Consider the following 14,198-nt stretch of genomic DNA (forward strand, 5'->3'; position numbering starts at 1 on the left):
TCCAGAGCACCGCCTGTTATAATCCAATTCTGCTCGCAACTCTTCTTTCCACATGTGGTGGGTGTAGCTCAACTGGCAGAGCACCGGACTGTGGCTCCGGACGTTGTGGGTTCGATTCCCATCACCCACCCCAAGTTCTGCTTCACGCATACCGCGATTGGGTGATCTCCCTTTTCCTCCTCCGGGGTAGCTAAATACACTTCCATTGCCTGATGCCGTTCGATTGCGGCGTCTCAGTATTGAGACTAGAGTTGCGCGATCGGAATCTCGCATCGAATACATGCTGCAGAAAATCCCAATCGTTTACGAACGCTGAATCCTTTCATTTACAAGGGGGCACAGCATGATCCTCGGCATGAGCACAGCAACATATACCTTGCTCCACGTTTTGATAAGCTTGGCGGGAATCGGGTCAGGATTGGTTGTCCTCTATGGGCTTATCACCGGCAAACGTCTCAACGGCTGGACTGCAGTGTTTCTCACGACTACTGCTCTGACGAGCATAAGCGGATTCGGCTTCCCGTTTGACCATCTCCTGCCGTCGCACAAGGTCGGTATCATTTCCCTTGTGGTGCTGGCAGCGACGATCCCCGCCCGCTACCTGTTTCACATGGAAGGAAGCTGGCGTTCGGTGTACGTAATTGGATCGGCCCTGGCTCTCTACTTGAATGTGTTTGTGCTTGTCGTCCAATCGTTTATGAAAGTGCCCGCACTGAAAGCGCTGGCTCCTACACAAAAGGAACCTCCATTCCTGGTTGCGCAGCTCGCGGTCTCGCTAGCCTTCATTTGGCTCACAATTCTTGCCGCAAAGCGGTTCCGTATTGGGACTGCCCGAGCGGCAGCCTCCGGGACCTCTCTCTCTTAACCGAATCAGGCAGCGGCTTAAACAGCAGTCTAGGAAGGGGAGATTCGCACTCGCGAGTCCCCCGTCCAAACACACCACGGAGACACGACGGAGGCCGGGGCGAGACTCTCCTCCTTCTTGCCATCGTGTCCTCATTTTCATCCGCATGCGCAACAAGACTGTACCGGTTTAGCGTTCGTATGGTTCCCGATTTGGTTGCGTTTGGCTGCAAGCGGTCAGCAGCAAGAGACGCCGTAAATTTCGGGACTGATGCGATAAAGATTTCATTCAGCGAACTGCTTTGCTGTTCGAGGCGATCCGAAAACGAATAAGGTACACTCTTCCGGCTGAGGTCCGGAATGCTGAAATCATTGCTGGTATTGCTAGCGCTCGTGCCTTCCCTTTCTTCTGCGCTGGCCCAAATATCAGCACTTTCTGCCTGGCCGCCTAGTCAGAGCCACACAACGATTCCTTTGTGGCCCGGCGGCGCCCCTGGTGCATCCACCGCCAAAGGGCCTGAGCAAGACACTACGACCAGCAAAGACCGCCAGGTTGCCGGACGCCCAGTGATTCGCATCGGGAATGTTTCGCAGCCGACGATGACGTTATATCCCGCTTCGCCGAACAGCAATTCTGGACCTGCAGTCGTGGTCTTTCCCGGCGGAAGTTATCGCATCGTGGCGATCGACCTGGAGGGAACCGAGGTCTGTGACTGGCTGAACTCCATTGCGGTAAATTGTGTGCTCGTGAAGTATCGCGTGCCGGAGACTGGACCGTTTCCCAAATCGGTCGCCGCGCTGCAGGATGCGCAGCGTGCTATTGGCCTGCTGCGCCAGCACGCGGCTGAGTGGCACGTAGATCCTAAGCGCGTGGGGGTCCTCGGATTCTCCGCTGGGGGACATCTATCCGCGGCCGTCAGCACGCATTATGATCAGCGTCTCTATCCTGTAGCCGATGCTGCCGATCAGCTGAGCTGCCGTCCCGACTTCGCCATTATTCTCTATCCAGGATATCTGGCTAGCGCGGACAAGAATTTCGAGTTCAACCCTGACATTCCAGTCGCAGCTTCGACTCCTCCGGCCTTTCTAGTGCAAGCAGAGGATGATTCCGTGCACGTCGAGAACGCTGTCGAGTACTTCATGGCACTCAAGAAAGCAGGCGTTCCCGCTGAGCTGCACACTTACGCGCAGGGCGGTCATGGATATGGCCTGCGTCCGACGGACAAGCCGGTCACGGAATGGCCAAAATTAGCCACGCGCTGGTTACATACCATTGGAGTTTTGCAAGGCGCAGCGGAATAATGCCGATTCGGGCCTTGGAAGAAGATAGCTGAAGACCACTTGCGGCCCTTGATCCTGCATCTTCTTCCAAATGGGGAAAAATGGTATTAGACGACGGACATGGAGAGAGCTGCTGCGGCTGCATCACCCTTTGCAACTTCCAGCAGCACACGATGCTCTGGCTGCCAGGCTCATTGAACAAGCAGGATTTCCGGCTTACCAGATTGGTGGCTTCGCGGTGGACGGAGCGCGTTTTGGGCTTCCTGATATTGACCTCACGCGATTTGCGGAGAAGTTCGCAGCGGTGCGTGAAATCATGGCGATCAGTGACCTCCCGGTATTGGTTGATGCCGATGATGGATACGGTGACGCCAAGAATGTAAGTCACACAATCCATCTCTACGAAAGCATCGGCGCTTCCGCTCTCTTCATCGAGGACCAGCAACCTCCGAAACGTTGCGGCCACATGGCGGGCAAGAAAGTCGTCGCTGCAGAATATATGGAAAACAAGATCCGTGCAGCCGTGGAGGCTCGCAAGAACCGCGAGAATCTCTTTCTGATTGCCCGCACGGATGCAATCGCGCCGCACGGGCTCAAAGACGCGTTGTACCGCGCAGAACGTTACCTCAAAGCGGGCGCTGATGCCTTGTATTTCGACGGAGTGCGTAACATGAAAGAACTGAAAAAAGTTGGAAGCCAGTTTCGCGGCACTCCACTGGTCACTACGATTCTCGAAGGTGGAGGCGAGACGCCATGGGTTCCACCGAAAGAATTGTATGAAATCGGGTTCTCCATGATTCTCTATCCCACGACAATTCTCTTCCGGCTCACGAAGGCGATACAGCGAGCCTTGGCGGATCTAAAGGCAGGCAGGCAGATGCCGGAGAAAGATTCCGTCAGCATGCGCGAATTCGAAACCATTGTAGATCTCCCGTTTTGGGCTGTCATAGAAACTAAATTTCAGGGAGGCGGCAAAGAAGAAGGTGGCAGCCCAGTTCGCAAATTGATCGACAGCATCGCCGGTTGAACTGATCCGCACTGTATCTATAACGAATTATCTATAAGAACCGCTCCGCGCCCTCGCCCGCGTTCTTTGCTTATGCCTGGAAGGATCTCTCGTGTCACGTTGCCCTAGGGTTTGTTGTTATAACTGTCCAAAACCCGCGCGGGGGACGCGCCGCGGTCCCTTTGTGAGACTAATTCCGAGATCGACGGGTACTCTCGGCAGCTCTGCGATCTTCAGAATTCTTTTCACAGTGACCCACCCAATTGGTCAGGCATCCTAAGGAGATAGCTTTCATCGAGACGGAACAAGAGGTGCGAACAATGAGCCCTAAACTCAAGCCATCACTCTGGAAATTTGGAGGGCTCACACCCGTGAGCCTGGGCAGACAAGTCTGGGCACATATCGGAGAAGACGAAGTCACAGTACGATCTGCAGCGCTGGCCTACTACTTTGTACTGGCAGTGTTTCCGGCAATGCTGTTTCTGCTCTCGATACTGGGCTTCTTTGCAGGAGCAGGCACGCAGCTTCGCGACACGCTCTTCACGACGCTCGCCCGAGTACTCCCGGCGTCTGCTTCCGATCTGGTCCATAAGACTCTCGACGAAATCACCCGATCCAGCGGGGCCGGCAAGGCTGTCTTCGGCATCCTGGGCGCATTGTGGTCCGCTTCAAGCGGGGTTAGTGCAGTAATGGAAAGTCTCAACATCGCATATGACGTGAAAGAAGATCGTCCAATTTGGAAGCAGCGGGCCATCGCCATTGGCCTGACTATTGCTTTGGCCGTTCTGGTCCTGGCCGCCCTCGGACTCACGCTCTATGGAAGCGATGCTGCGGACTGGCTGAGTTCACACATGGGACTCGGGCAATTCGCCGTCATTTCGTGGAAGATCGTGCAATGGCCACTGGTGCTGGCGTGCATGTTCCTTGCCTTTGCCACTACCTATTACTTCGCTCCCAATCTTGAAGAACCAGAATGGCACTGGATCACTCCCGGTTCGGCTCTCGGTTTGATTTTCTGGATCGTTGCTTCCCTGGGCTTCAAATTGTATTTGCATTTTTTTAACTCTTACAGCAAGACCTACGGTTCAGTTGGCGCCGTGATGATTCTGTTGCTTTGGCTCTACATCACCGGCTTTGCCATCCTTGTGGGGGGCGAAGTCAACTCGGCTATTGGAAGGGCGGCAGATGCCCAGCTGAAGGCTCAGCAGAAGGATGAGGAAAGGCAGAAGCGAATCGAAGCAGGCTTGAAAGCTGCCTGAATATGTCTAACAGGCGCCGACTGACGGCCGTTCCGGGAGAAACGGGCGCTGGCTTGGAAGAAATCCCGGAAAAAGAAGGCGGGGCAATCCGAAGAAGGCGCGACCAGAAACAGGAAAGAGTTGTAGGAGAGGAGCTCCGATAAGCTTAGCGGATCCGTTCCCAACCAGCAATCCGCCATCTTCAATTCCCGATCCGGGTGGCGATGCTTCTTAAGCAGTGCCTCGCGTGCTTAGCCGACCCTTCAGAGGCGCCTGCTTGCCTCCGGGGAGAAACATCTGCAGGTCCTCTTGGCCGTACTGCTGTTCGTAACCGCACTCCGTGCATTCGAGCGAGGTCATTTGCACACCGCGGTTGAAAAGCTCGACGATAGCTTCGGATACATGCGGATCGGAAAGCCTCAGCCGGAAGTTACACGCAGGGCATACAAATCCACAAAAATCTTTGCCCCGGTTTCCCTTTTCGCGTCTTGCTGGGCGTTTCATGGCGCTTTGACCTCACATTACTTGGAACAATTTCATTGCGGATCTGCATGGCCAAGAGCATACAGCCTCGAATGAACTCTGATTTAAGACTACTGAAGTTTGACGCAGGTATCATCTCCTTTGGTTTTATTCGGGCAGCAGCGAAAAAGTGCGCCAATTTCTAAATCATTCTGCTTCGACCCTTCGCGAACGGAAAAATGATTTCAGTAGCTCAGAACATTCTGCCTCCAAAACGCCGCCAATAACCTCCATCCTATGGTTCAGACGAGGATGATTCAGCACGTTCATCACGGAGCTCACAGCTCCCGCCTTGGGATCACTCGCGCCATAGATCAGAGCTTTAAGACGCGCATGAACCAGAGCTCCGGCACACATCGCGCATGGTTCAATAATCACGTACATCTCGCATCCATCGAGCCGATGGTTTCCGAGCGCAGTTCCAGCAGCACGCAAGGCGACAATCTCTGCATGTGCGGAGGGGTCATGATCACGCAAGTTCCTATTTTCGCCAGCAGCGATCAGCTCATCGCTGCGGACAATGATGGCTCCTACCGGCACTTCGCCCACTAATTGCGCGGCTTTGGCTTGTTCAATAGCGCGCCTCATCCATGATTCGTGCTCGGAAGACATTGAGGCGATTGTAAAGCGTGGTTCTGCCGCTCGCGTTGAAGAGTCCAGGAGCGTGGGCAAAACATTCGTGCCGGGCCTCGCGGCACCCAAACCGACGGCCAGCGCAGGAGGCGCCAAATCTGACAGCCAAACATGAAATGCTGGGTTGACGTGTATACAAGGCGAGCCCCGGAAGGACGACACATTCCCACCAGTAAGTGTCGTGCTTGAACAGGACTGAATTCCGGAACGCTGGATGTATATCGTGAGACGCGGCACTCCACACGCACGCAAACCCCATTGCCGCCAACGCATGTTAACTCTCTATTAAACGGCAACAAACCAGCCCGATTCTCTGTAAACCAGCGAAATCCGCAGCTCTGCTCGCTGCTGGGCATAATTTCTAAATTTCATATGGAGGCAAACCCCGCTTTGGTAACTATTCTCTAACTGCCAATGGTGACAGTTCGCGTGCGCCACTCGGGCTGAATCACGCACCCACGATGTCCGGCAAAACCGGCCGGGCGAGAGAGATCAAGAGGAGTAGCTCATGAAGAAAATGTTCCTTACATGCTCTGCATTGCTGCTGTCTGCCGGCATCGCTATCGGCCAGACATCCAGTACAACCGACCCCAACAGTCAGAACCAAACACCGGCTGCGAGCAGTTCGACCAGTCAGAATCCATCGTCGACTTCGAGCACGACCCCATCGACGAGTAGCAGCAGCTCGGATATGAACCAGTCAGCTACGCCGTCGAGCACAAGCCAGTCCAGCGCAACGCCGACCAACACGGCGCCCAGCGCGACCTCTGGTCAGACGTCGACGACCCCGGCTGCAACCGATCAGACTTCGAGCCAGGCGAATCCGACCGCGGCTCCTTCGAGCACAAGCGATCAGAGCGCAGCCACGGCTCCCAGCGCCACTTCGAGCTCAAGCTCGACCAGCGCAACGCCCAGCAGCAACGCTGCCGCGCCATCTGCTTCTTCATCTTCAACCAGCACAACCGATCAGACTGCGCCCGCTGCCTCCAGCACGACCACCGGCAGCAACGCTGCTGATCAGTCTGCCGCGAGCACGCAGTCGAACGCTGCCAGTGCAGATCAGAACGCTAATGCCAGTAACAACGCCAACTCCGCCAGCCAGAACGCCGGCAACACCAGCGGACTGCCACAAACGGCTTCTCCGCTCCCGCTGCTCGGCCTGCTCGGATTCGGCTCATTCCTGACGGGACTAGTTGCACGTTTCCGTAAGTAATGCGGATCACAAAACCAGAACGCCTGAGACGAAAGTCTCGGGCGTTATTTTTTGGGCTGACGCACACTGAAATCCGGCATGCACATAATTCAACTCGCCGAATGGCGGTACTCTGTGTGGATTCCACGCCATGGCCTGCTCTAAATTCATGCCACAACTTGCTTCACCCAATCACTCGATGGCTCGATTACCCGATCCAACTGACCCGATATACTGCTTTCAATGTCATTCGAAGAAAGTCAATATCAGCTCCGTCGCGAGAAGCTGAAGCAGATCGAGGCGCTGGGACAGCAGAGCTATCCTCGGAAATTTGAGTTCACGCATTCCATTCCGGAAATTGTTGCCAAGTATTCCGACTTCACCTGCGAGCAACTGGACCCCGATCGCGTCAATGTGCGCGTTGCGGGTCGACTTATGTCGATACGTGGACAAGGGAAGGCAGGATTCGCGCATCTGCAGCAGGCGGGCCAGCGGCTCCAAATCTACGTGAAGCTCGATTTTGTCGGCGAAAAGGGTTTTCAACTCTACAAGCTGCTCGACCTTGGCGACTTCGTTGGAGTCAGCGGTTATCTCTTCCGCACCAAAACGAATGAACTATCAGTGCACGTGGAACAGATCACATTTCTGGCGAAGGATCTGCTCCCGCTTCCGGAGAAGTATCACGGACTGTCGGATGTTGAACTGCGCTATCGTCAGCGCTACGTTGACCTCAATATGAATCCAGAGGTGCGCGATGTGTTCGTTGCGCGCAGCAAACTGGTGAAGGCGATTCGGTCGTTCCTCGATGCGCGCGGCTACATCGAAGTCGAGACGCCGATGATGCAACCGATTGCGGGCGGAGCAGTGGCGCGTCCCTTCATCACGCACCACAACACGCTCGATATCGACCTTTACCTGCGCATCGCGCCGGAACTCTATCTGAAGCGACTAATTGTCGGCGGGCTTGATCGCGTTTACGAGATCAATCGCAACTTTCGCAACGAGGGCATCTCTACCCAGCATAATCCTGAATTCACGATGCTCGAGTTCTATCAGGCATACGCCGACTACCACGACTTAATGACACTCACCGAGCAGATGCTGGCGCATGTTGCGCGCGAGGTGAATGGGAGCACTGTGGTCCCTTATCAGGGACGGGAGATCGATTTCGGGAATTGGCAGCGCCTATCGATGAGAGAAGCGATCATCAAATTCTGGCCCGAAAGCTGTGCGCCTGCACCGCAGATGTTGGATTTTGCCGATGCCAGTTCAGTGCGAAAGCTAGTGGAACGGTTGAACGCCCGGCACGCTCCGCATATGCCGTACGATCCGACAGAACCGGCGGGGAAGAGCATCGGCAACATGTTCGAAGCGGTCGCCGAAGAACATTTGTGGCAGCCGACGATTCTCTACGACTTCCCGGTCGCGATCTCCCCGCTATCGAAGAACAAGAAAGACGAACCCGACTGGGTAGAGCGTTTCGAGATCTTCGTTGGCGGCCTGGAGATCGGAAATGCTTTCAGCGAGCTGAACGATCCTGAAGAGCAACGGCGCCGATTCGAGCAGCAGCTCTCGGAGAAAGCGCGTGGCGATGAGGAAGCTCACGCCATGGACGAAGATTACATTCGTGCGCTCTCGTATGGCATGCCCCCAACAGGCGGCGAAGGAATCGGCATTGATCGTCTGACGATGCTGCTGACCGATTCGAAATCGATCCGCGATGTGATCCTGTTCCCTCTTCTGAGGCCGCAGAAGCAGGAGGAAGATGTGTTGCAGGAAGCGACGGGCACGGGTGCCTAGTCGTACTTATTTCGAAGATGTTGAGTCTTCGGTATTGGGGAAGTGATTTCATGTGTGCCGTCGAGCCAAGGACAATAGTCTCTTTTTTGAGTTCAGCGGCTTCAGTCAGAAGCCGTTTTAAAAGGAGATTAAGGTAAGCCTTCATTCGCACGGATACTATCCGTGCCTCTTGCTAGACCATTTACATTAATCAAGGACATTGCTAGCGTGGGCTTTGCGTTTGATTCTGAAACTCGACGACGACTTGGCTATCGGCTGATCGATCACATCGACCGCTACTTCGAGTCGCTGCCAACGCGTCCGGTGCAGCTGCCCGAAGAGCAACGCACGTTTAGTCAACTGACTAACATCCTGCCTGAATTTGGCGAGGATGCTGCGCAGGTGCTCGACGACGTTTGCGCGGAGCTCGTGGACAAAGGATTCCACGTTCCGGCAGCGAACTACTTTGGCCTGATGAACCCCACGCCGGCATATATGGCGGTTCTGGCCGAAGCATTCGTCGCTGCTATTAATCCGCAGCTTGCAACGCTTGCGCGTTCACAACTTGCCTCCAAGATCGAGCAAGAGATGGTTCGCTGGATCGGCGAGCGCGTCGGATGGAATCGTGCTTTCGGAGGAACCTTCACCAGCGGTGGCAACGAAGCCAACTTCTCTGCGTTGGCGCTGGCGTTAACAGCAAACTTTCCAAGTTTCGTGAACGACGGCGCCCGTTCAATCGGTGGAGCTCCCGTCGTTTATGCCTCCTCGGAAGCTCATCACTCGCTGGACAAATCGACCGGACTACTCGGCATTGGACGCAGGGCCGTGAGGCGCGTCGACGTCACCCATCGCATTCAGATGGACGTCGACCAGCTCGGGCGCGCGGTTCGCGAAGACTTGGCGGCGGGAAATCTACCCTTCTGCGTGGTCGCGACGGCAGGCACGACGAACTCCGGCGCTATCGACGATCTCCCAGCGATCGCCGAATTTTGCCGTGAGCACAAGTTATGGATGCACGTCGATGGGGCCTATGGCGCCGCAGCGATCTTCAGCGAGAAGCATCGCAGCATTGTGCGCGGAATCGAGCACGCAGACTCGGTTACAGTCGACCCGCATAAATGGCTGGCAATGCCGTTTGCCGCCGGAGTTGTCCTCACGTCGCATCCGGAGTTGCTGAAAGCGACCTTCAGTGTGACAACGCCCTACATGCCGAAGCTGAACACGCCGCTTCCACCGGAGAACTTCGCCATCAGCACGCAGTGGACCCGACGCATGAATTCCCTGAAGCTGTGGCTCACGCTCAAAGTCCATGGACGCGCGGCCTATGAAGAGCACATCGATCGCCAAATTGAACTCGCACGGTGGTTCGAGCGACAAGTCGCGGACTCCCCATACCTGAGGCTGTTCGCGCCGCCCATGCTACCAATATTTAACTTTTGCTTGAGAGAGCCAATGGAATCGGAAGCAGCAAATGCGCAAATACTTCAGGCGATTGTCGACGAAGTCACCCGCGATGGCAGGCGGTGGATTTCAACCACCCTGGTCAACGGCGGAACAGTGATCCGCGTGATGATCATCAGCTACCTCACTGAGCAGAGCCACCTTGAGGAGCTGCTACAACGTCTGCATAAGGCCGCTGAAGCGAGCCTGCACGCTCGCAGGATCAGAACTCAGGCCATGCGCTGAAGAGCCAAGAGAATTGCTGACTAAAGGACTTATGCTAGACGAGTTCCTGCTGGCCGGCCGGTTCGGTGATCACCGGTCTTTCTGAAGCTGGTAGCAGGCGATCCATACTTCGCAAGTCTGGGAACAGCCACGACCACAATCCCACGATCACCAAAGTTCCGATTCCCCCGGCTATCACGGCAGGAACTGTCCCAAACCACTGCGCAGTGATGCCAGATTCGAATTGCCCGAATTCGTTCGATGCTCCGATGAAGAGCAGATTCACTGCGCTTACACGTCCGCGCATCCCCGGCGGCGTCGCTATCTGAACGAGCGTGCTGCGAATGACGACGCTGATCATGTCCGACGCCCCGATTGTGAACAGCGCGATCAACGAGAGGACTACTGAACGCGACAATCCAAAGACAATCGTTGCCATACCGAAGATGCTGATCGCGACGAACATAGCCACGCCCGCACGACGACGCAACGGACGATAAGCCAGCAATATGGCCATCAGAGCTGCTCCGGCGGCAGGCATGCTGCGCAGCAATCCCAATCCACGCGGTCCGATGTGGAGGATGTCCTGCGCATACGCCGGAAGCAGCGCGACCGCGCCGCCGAGTAAGACTGCGAACAAATCCAGCGAGATCGAACCGAGAATGATCTTCTCCCGCCACACGTAGCGAAAACCGGCCAACAGCGTATCCAGAGAGACATCCTTGGTCTCCATCCGTCCCGTGCGCACGTGCATCATCAATATGAAGGTGAACGCCGCGAAGTACATGCACGCCGCAGTGGCGTAAACGCTGTGGGCTCCATGAGCCCAGCCGTAGATGAGGCCACCGAACGCTGGTCCAACCACGGTCGCCACCTGAAATATGGACGCTCCCCATGTGACCGCGTTGCCAAAATGCTCCTGCGGTACCAGTTGCGGAACCAAAGCCTGGCTCACTGGACCGCTAAATGCCCGAGTAATGCCGATCAGCAGGAGCACTCCAAAAATGGGAAGCACAGAATGTATCCCCGCCAAAGCTTGTAAGAACAGGAGTGCCGAGCACACCGCGTACGACACGTTGCAGCACAGCAATACGACGCGCCGATCAAATCGGTCGGCTGCGTGTCCAGCCGGCAGAGATAGCAGAATGCCAGGCAGAAACTGCACCAGGCCCACGTATCCGAGATCTAGCGGACGGTGAGTGATCTGGAAGACCTGCCATCCGACAGCAACCGACTGCATCTCCGATCCAATAATGGAAAGAGCGCGTCCTGATTGAAAAAGGCGGAAATCACGGTGTTGAAAAGCTGCTCGTGGAGGTATTGAGGGCTCAACAACGGTAGGCACACTTTAGAGTACACGAGCGTGAGTGCGCAGGCGTTCTCAAATCGCTGCGTATAATCGCTCGTGTGCTGAATGGAACTTTGGTTCGAATATTCTTAGTCTGTATCGGCTTAACCGTGTGCTCCGCGCAAGCTCAGCAGACTCCCATCGTCTCTCCCGAGGTTCAATCGGATCATCGCGTAATTTTCCGATTGCGCAGTCCCAATGCTCAAAAAGTTGAACTTCAACTCGAAGGTACAACCCAGCATGTGCCAATGCAAAAGGACGATTCGGGATTATGGAGCGTAACTACCGATTCACTCGAACCCGACTACTACGGATACTCTTTCGTCGCCGATGGCGTGTCCCTCATCGATCCTCGTAATCCCTTAATGAAACCGAATCTGCTTGGCACGCAAAGCATGGTGCATGTACCGGGGCCGCCATCCCTGCTTTGGGAAGTTAACGACGTACCGCACGGAGTAATTCACCATCATTTTTACAAGTCGGCTGTGGTCGGCGATCAACGGGATTACTACGTATACACGCCACCAGGATACGATGTCGCGTTGAAGACAAAATATCCGGTCTTGTATCTGCTCCATGGGTTCAGTGATGACGCCAGCGCCTGGGCCGCTGTGGGCCGGGCAAACGTGATCCTCGACAATCTGATAGCGCAGCAAAAAGCGAAGCCGATGATTGTGGTAATGACCCTCGGTTATGGAGCGCCTGAGATGCTCTCCACACCTCACGCCTTTAATCATGACGACCTTCGCGAACGCAATTTGGAGAAGTTTCGGGAGTCTCTGCTGACTGAAGTGCTGCCGAGAATCGAGAAGGATTATCGGGCCTCGAAGGATCCCACCTCGCGAGCGATCGCAGGGCTCTCGATGGGCGGTTCGGAATCCTTATTCGTCGGACTCACCTCTGCAGATCTTTTTTCCTGGATCGGTGCCTTCAGCGCTGGTGGGCTCGGCGAAAATCTCGACCAACAGTTCTCGGAAATGAAGCGGAAGAACGTTACGCGATTGAAATTGCTCTGGGTCGCATGCGGCACCGAGGATCGCCTTATCGAGCCAAACCGAAAAATCCGCGAGTGGCTTTCTGCTAAAGGGGTAACGCACACCGACATCGACACTCCCGGAGCTCACACTTGGTTGGTTTGGCGTCGAAACCTCGGCGCCTTTGTGGCTTTGCTCTTTCAAACCAAGGAGACGCAGCACCCTTAGCGATCACAGACTTGCGCTTTACAATGGTCTTGGAGACCCCAATTGCCTAAATTCGAAGAATGCCTGCAACAGCTCGAGAAGATCGTGGAACAACTAGAGAAAGGAGACCTATCGCTCGAGCAATCTTTGAAGCTATTTGAAGAAGGAGTTCGTCTCTCGAACTCATGTCGTCAGGAGCTTGAGGCAGCCGAGGGTAAAGTTGAGATTCTGATGAAAAATGGTGGCAAGCTCCAACCGCAGCCTTTTGAAAGTGTAGGCGAGGACAGGTCAGCAGGAAAGTAGCTGCTTAGTCTTGTTGCGGCTGCCTCAGATGGCATTTTGATTCCTTTTCTGAGAGATTCTTACGTTGGAAATTAATCAAAAAACAGATTCGCGTGGTCTTGCGCAAGTACCCGGCCGAGAGCGGCCGGAAGCGCCTAATGGAGATGCATCTTCGATGTCATCCCTCCAAGAAACCCTCACCGCGGGTTGTGCCCTGATCGATGCAACACTCGATCGGCTCTTGCCTCCTGAGACGCAAGTTCCTGTTTCGGTACACAAGGCCATGCGCCACAGCGTCTTTGCTGGTGGCAAACGGATTCGTCCAATCTTATGCATAGAAGCAGCCAGGATGGTGCAGCGCGATCGCTCAAATGGCGAGCTGCCTCTGGGTGTTGAGGAGTTAGGCAGCGCATTAGAAATGCTGCACACGTACTCGCTTATTCACGACGATCTCCCGGCGCTCGACAATGATGATCTGCGTCGCGGCAAGCCGACCTGCCACGTAGTATTCGGCGAAGATCTCGCGATCCTCGCTGGCGACGCCCTACAGACATACGCGTATGAAGTTGTGAGCAAATTACCCTGTCTGTCGGAAGCGCGCATCAGGATCGTGGAGGAGATCGCCCACGGCACGGGCACAATCGACGGAATGATCGGCGGTCAGGTAATGGACCTCGAGGCGGAGAACACACGTGCAAACGCGGCTACGGTCGAATATATCCACCGTTCAAAGACAGGTGCATTGATTACGGCCAGCCTCACTAGCGGCGGCATTTATGCGGGAGGTATGGACGCCGAGATCGAGAAGCTGCGAGAGTTCGGCTCCGCTATTGGCCTGGCATTCCAGATTGTAGATGACGTGCTTGATGTAACCAAGTCGTCAGAAGAGCTCGGAAAGACTGCCGGCAAGGACACTGCTTCGGACAAAGCAACGTATCCGGCGGTGTTTGGCATCGAGGAATCTCTTCGCCGTGCAGACTCGCTCATCGCTCGCGGATGTAATGCGCTAGATGGCTTCGGTGCTCGCGCTCAGACTCTGAAATCATTGGCGCACTTCCTGGTACAGCGTAAAAACTAACCACACCGCTTTACAGCTTCTGAAGATTTCACTCTCCGCTACAATGTCGTTGTAATCCGTAAGGCGATGGAGTTCGCCTGAACCGCCGATCTCACGGCTGATGACTCCTACAATCTCTTCCAGCTTTGCTGGAACAAAAGTGGAAGTCTT

The 14,198-nt window shown here is 55.1% G+C and carries 13 protein-coding genes and 1 tRNA gene; 11 read left to right on the forward strand and 3 right to left on the reverse strand.

Annotated elements, in window-relative coordinates; genetic code table 11:
- Nucleotides 1-57: 57 nt before the first annotated feature.
- The 5 genes from DMG62_17470 to DMG62_17490 all read left to right on the forward strand — a co-directional run bounded on the left by DMG62_17470 (nt 58) and on the right by DMG62_17490 (nt 4,389).
- Nucleotides 58-133 (forward strand) — tRNA-His (locus DMG62_17470).
- Nucleotides 134-343: 210 nt separating this feature from the next.
- Nucleotides 344-865: a hypothetical protein gene (locus DMG62_17475; protein ID PYY21610.1), complete on the forward strand. Its 522-nt coding sequence runs from the start codon at nt 344-346 to the stop codon at nt 863-865.
- Between the two features lie 338 nt (nt 866-1,203).
- The gene (locus DMG62_17480) at nt 1,204-2,145 is read left to right on the forward strand and encodes a xylanase (protein PYY21611.1); all 942 of its coding nucleotides are present in this window, start codon (nt 1,204-1,206) and stop codon (nt 2,143-2,145) included.
- A 70-nt stretch (nt 2,146-2,215) separates the two neighbouring features.
- Nucleotides 2,216-3,151 carry a 2,3-dimethylmalate lyase gene (locus DMG62_17485; GenBank protein ID PYY21612.1) on the forward strand — a complete coding sequence of 312 codons (936 nt, stop codon included), beginning with the start codon at nt 2,216-2,218 and terminating at the stop codon, nt 3,149-3,151.
- A 299-nt stretch (nt 3,152-3,450) separates the two neighbouring features.
- Nucleotides 3,451-4,389: a ribonuclease BN gene (locus DMG62_17490; protein ID PYY21613.1), complete on the forward strand. Its 939-nt coding sequence runs from the start codon at nt 3,451-3,453 to the stop codon at nt 4,387-4,389.
- Between the two features lie 210 nt (nt 4,390-4,599).
- On the opposite strand, the gene DMG62_17495 is transcribed toward DMG62_17490, so the two are convergent.
- Nucleotides 4,600-4,872, reverse strand: a complete 273-nt coding sequence (locus DMG62_17495; protein ID PYY21614.1) for a hypothetical protein — start codon at nt 4,870-4,872, stop codon at nt 4,600-4,602.
- Nucleotides 4,873-5,037: 165 nt separating this feature from the next.
- On the reverse strand, nt 5,038-5,502 hold the full coding sequence (locus DMG62_17500; GenBank protein ID PYY21648.1) for a tRNA adenosine(34) deaminase TadA: 465 nt from the start codon (nt 5,500-5,502) through the stop codon (nt 5,038-5,040).
- A 529-nt stretch (nt 5,503-6,031) separates the two neighbouring features.
- On the opposite strand from DMG62_17500, the gene DMG62_17505 reads away from it, so the two are divergent.
- The 3 genes from DMG62_17505 to DMG62_17515 all read left to right on the forward strand — a co-directional run bounded on the left by DMG62_17505 (nt 6,032) and on the right by DMG62_17515 (nt 10,180).
- Complete coding sequence (locus DMG62_17505) at nt 6,032-6,736, forward strand: hypothetical protein (protein ID PYY21615.1); 705 nt, start codon at nt 6,032-6,034, stop codon at nt 6,734-6,736.
- Nucleotides 6,737-6,958: 222 nt separating this feature from the next.
- On the forward strand, nt 6,959-8,515 hold the full coding sequence (lysS, locus tag DMG62_17510) for a lysine--tRNA ligase (protein PYY21616.1): 1,557 nt from the start codon (nt 6,959-6,961) through the stop codon (nt 8,513-8,515).
- A gap of 153 nt (nt 8,516-8,668) precedes the next feature.
- Nucleotides 8,669-10,180, forward strand: a complete 1,512-nt coding sequence (locus DMG62_17515) for a hypothetical protein (GenBank protein ID PYY21617.1) — start codon at nt 8,669-8,671, stop codon at nt 10,178-10,180.
- 34 nt (nt 10,181-10,214) lie between these two features.
- Here DMG62_17515 and DMG62_17520 read toward each other — a convergent pair whose 3' ends face one another.
- On the reverse strand, nt 10,215-11,504 hold the full coding sequence (locus tag DMG62_17520) for an MFS transporter (GenBank protein PYY21618.1): 1,290 nt from the start codon (nt 11,502-11,504) through the stop codon (nt 10,215-10,217).
- Between the two features lie 77 nt (nt 11,505-11,581).
- On the opposite strand from DMG62_17520, the gene DMG62_17525 reads away from it, so the two are divergent.
- From DMG62_17525 to DMG62_17535, 3 genes are all read left to right on the forward strand, one after another.
- A complete protein-coding gene (locus tag DMG62_17525) occupies nt 11,582-12,709 on the forward strand; it encodes an esterase (protein PYY21649.1) in 1,128 nt (375 codons plus the stop codon).
- A 42-nt stretch (nt 12,710-12,751) separates the two neighbouring features.
- Nucleotides 12,752-12,991: an exodeoxyribonuclease VII small subunit gene (locus DMG62_17530; GenBank protein ID PYY21619.1), complete on the forward strand. Its 240-nt coding sequence runs from the start codon at nt 12,752-12,754 to the stop codon at nt 12,989-12,991.
- Between the two features lie 154 nt (nt 12,992-13,145).
- A complete protein-coding gene (locus DMG62_17535) occupies nt 13,146-14,048 on the forward strand; it encodes a polyprenyl synthetase (protein PYY21620.1) in 903 nt (300 codons plus the stop codon).
- Nucleotides 14,049-14,198: the final 150 nt, after the last annotated feature.

The organism is Acidobacteriota bacterium, assembly GCA_003225175.1.
Classification (GTDB): domain Bacteria; phylum Acidobacteriota; class Terriglobia; order Terriglobales; family Acidobacteriaceae; genus Gp1-AA112.

Bases quoted from the DNA above. Each gene is read 5' to 3' on its own strand.
- DMG62_17475 (PYY21610.1), top strand. From the start codon at position 344: ATGATCCTCGGCATGAGCACAGCAACATATACCTTGCTCCACGTTTTG.
- DMG62_17480 (PYY21611.1), top strand. From the start codon at position 1,204: ATGCTGAAATCATTGCTGGTATTGCTAGCGCTCGTGCCTTCCCTTTCT.
- DMG62_17485 (PYY21612.1), top strand. From the start codon at position 2,216: ATGGGGAAAAATGGTATTAGACGACGGACATGGAGAGAGCTGCTGCGG.
- DMG62_17490 (PYY21613.1), top strand. From the start codon at position 3,451: ATGAGCCCTAAACTCAAGCCATCACTCTGGAAATTTGGAGGGCTCACA.
- DMG62_17495 (PYY21614.1), bottom strand. From the start codon at position 4,872: ATGAAACGCCCAGCAAGACGCGAAAAGGGAAACCGGGGCAAAGATTTT.
- DMG62_17500 (PYY21648.1), bottom strand. From the start codon at position 5,502: ATGTCTTCCGAGCACGAATCATGGATGAGGCGCGCTATTGAACAAGCC.
- DMG62_17505 (PYY21615.1), top strand. From the start codon at position 6,032: ATGAAGAAAATGTTCCTTACATGCTCTGCATTGCTGCTGTCTGCCGGC.
- lysS (PYY21616.1), top strand. From the start codon at position 6,959: ATGTCATTCGAAGAAAGTCAATATCAGCTCCGTCGCGAGAAGCTGAAG.
- DMG62_17535 (PYY21620.1), top strand. From the start codon at position 13,146: ATGTCATCCCTCCAAGAAACCCTCACCGCGGGTTGTGCCCTGATCGAT.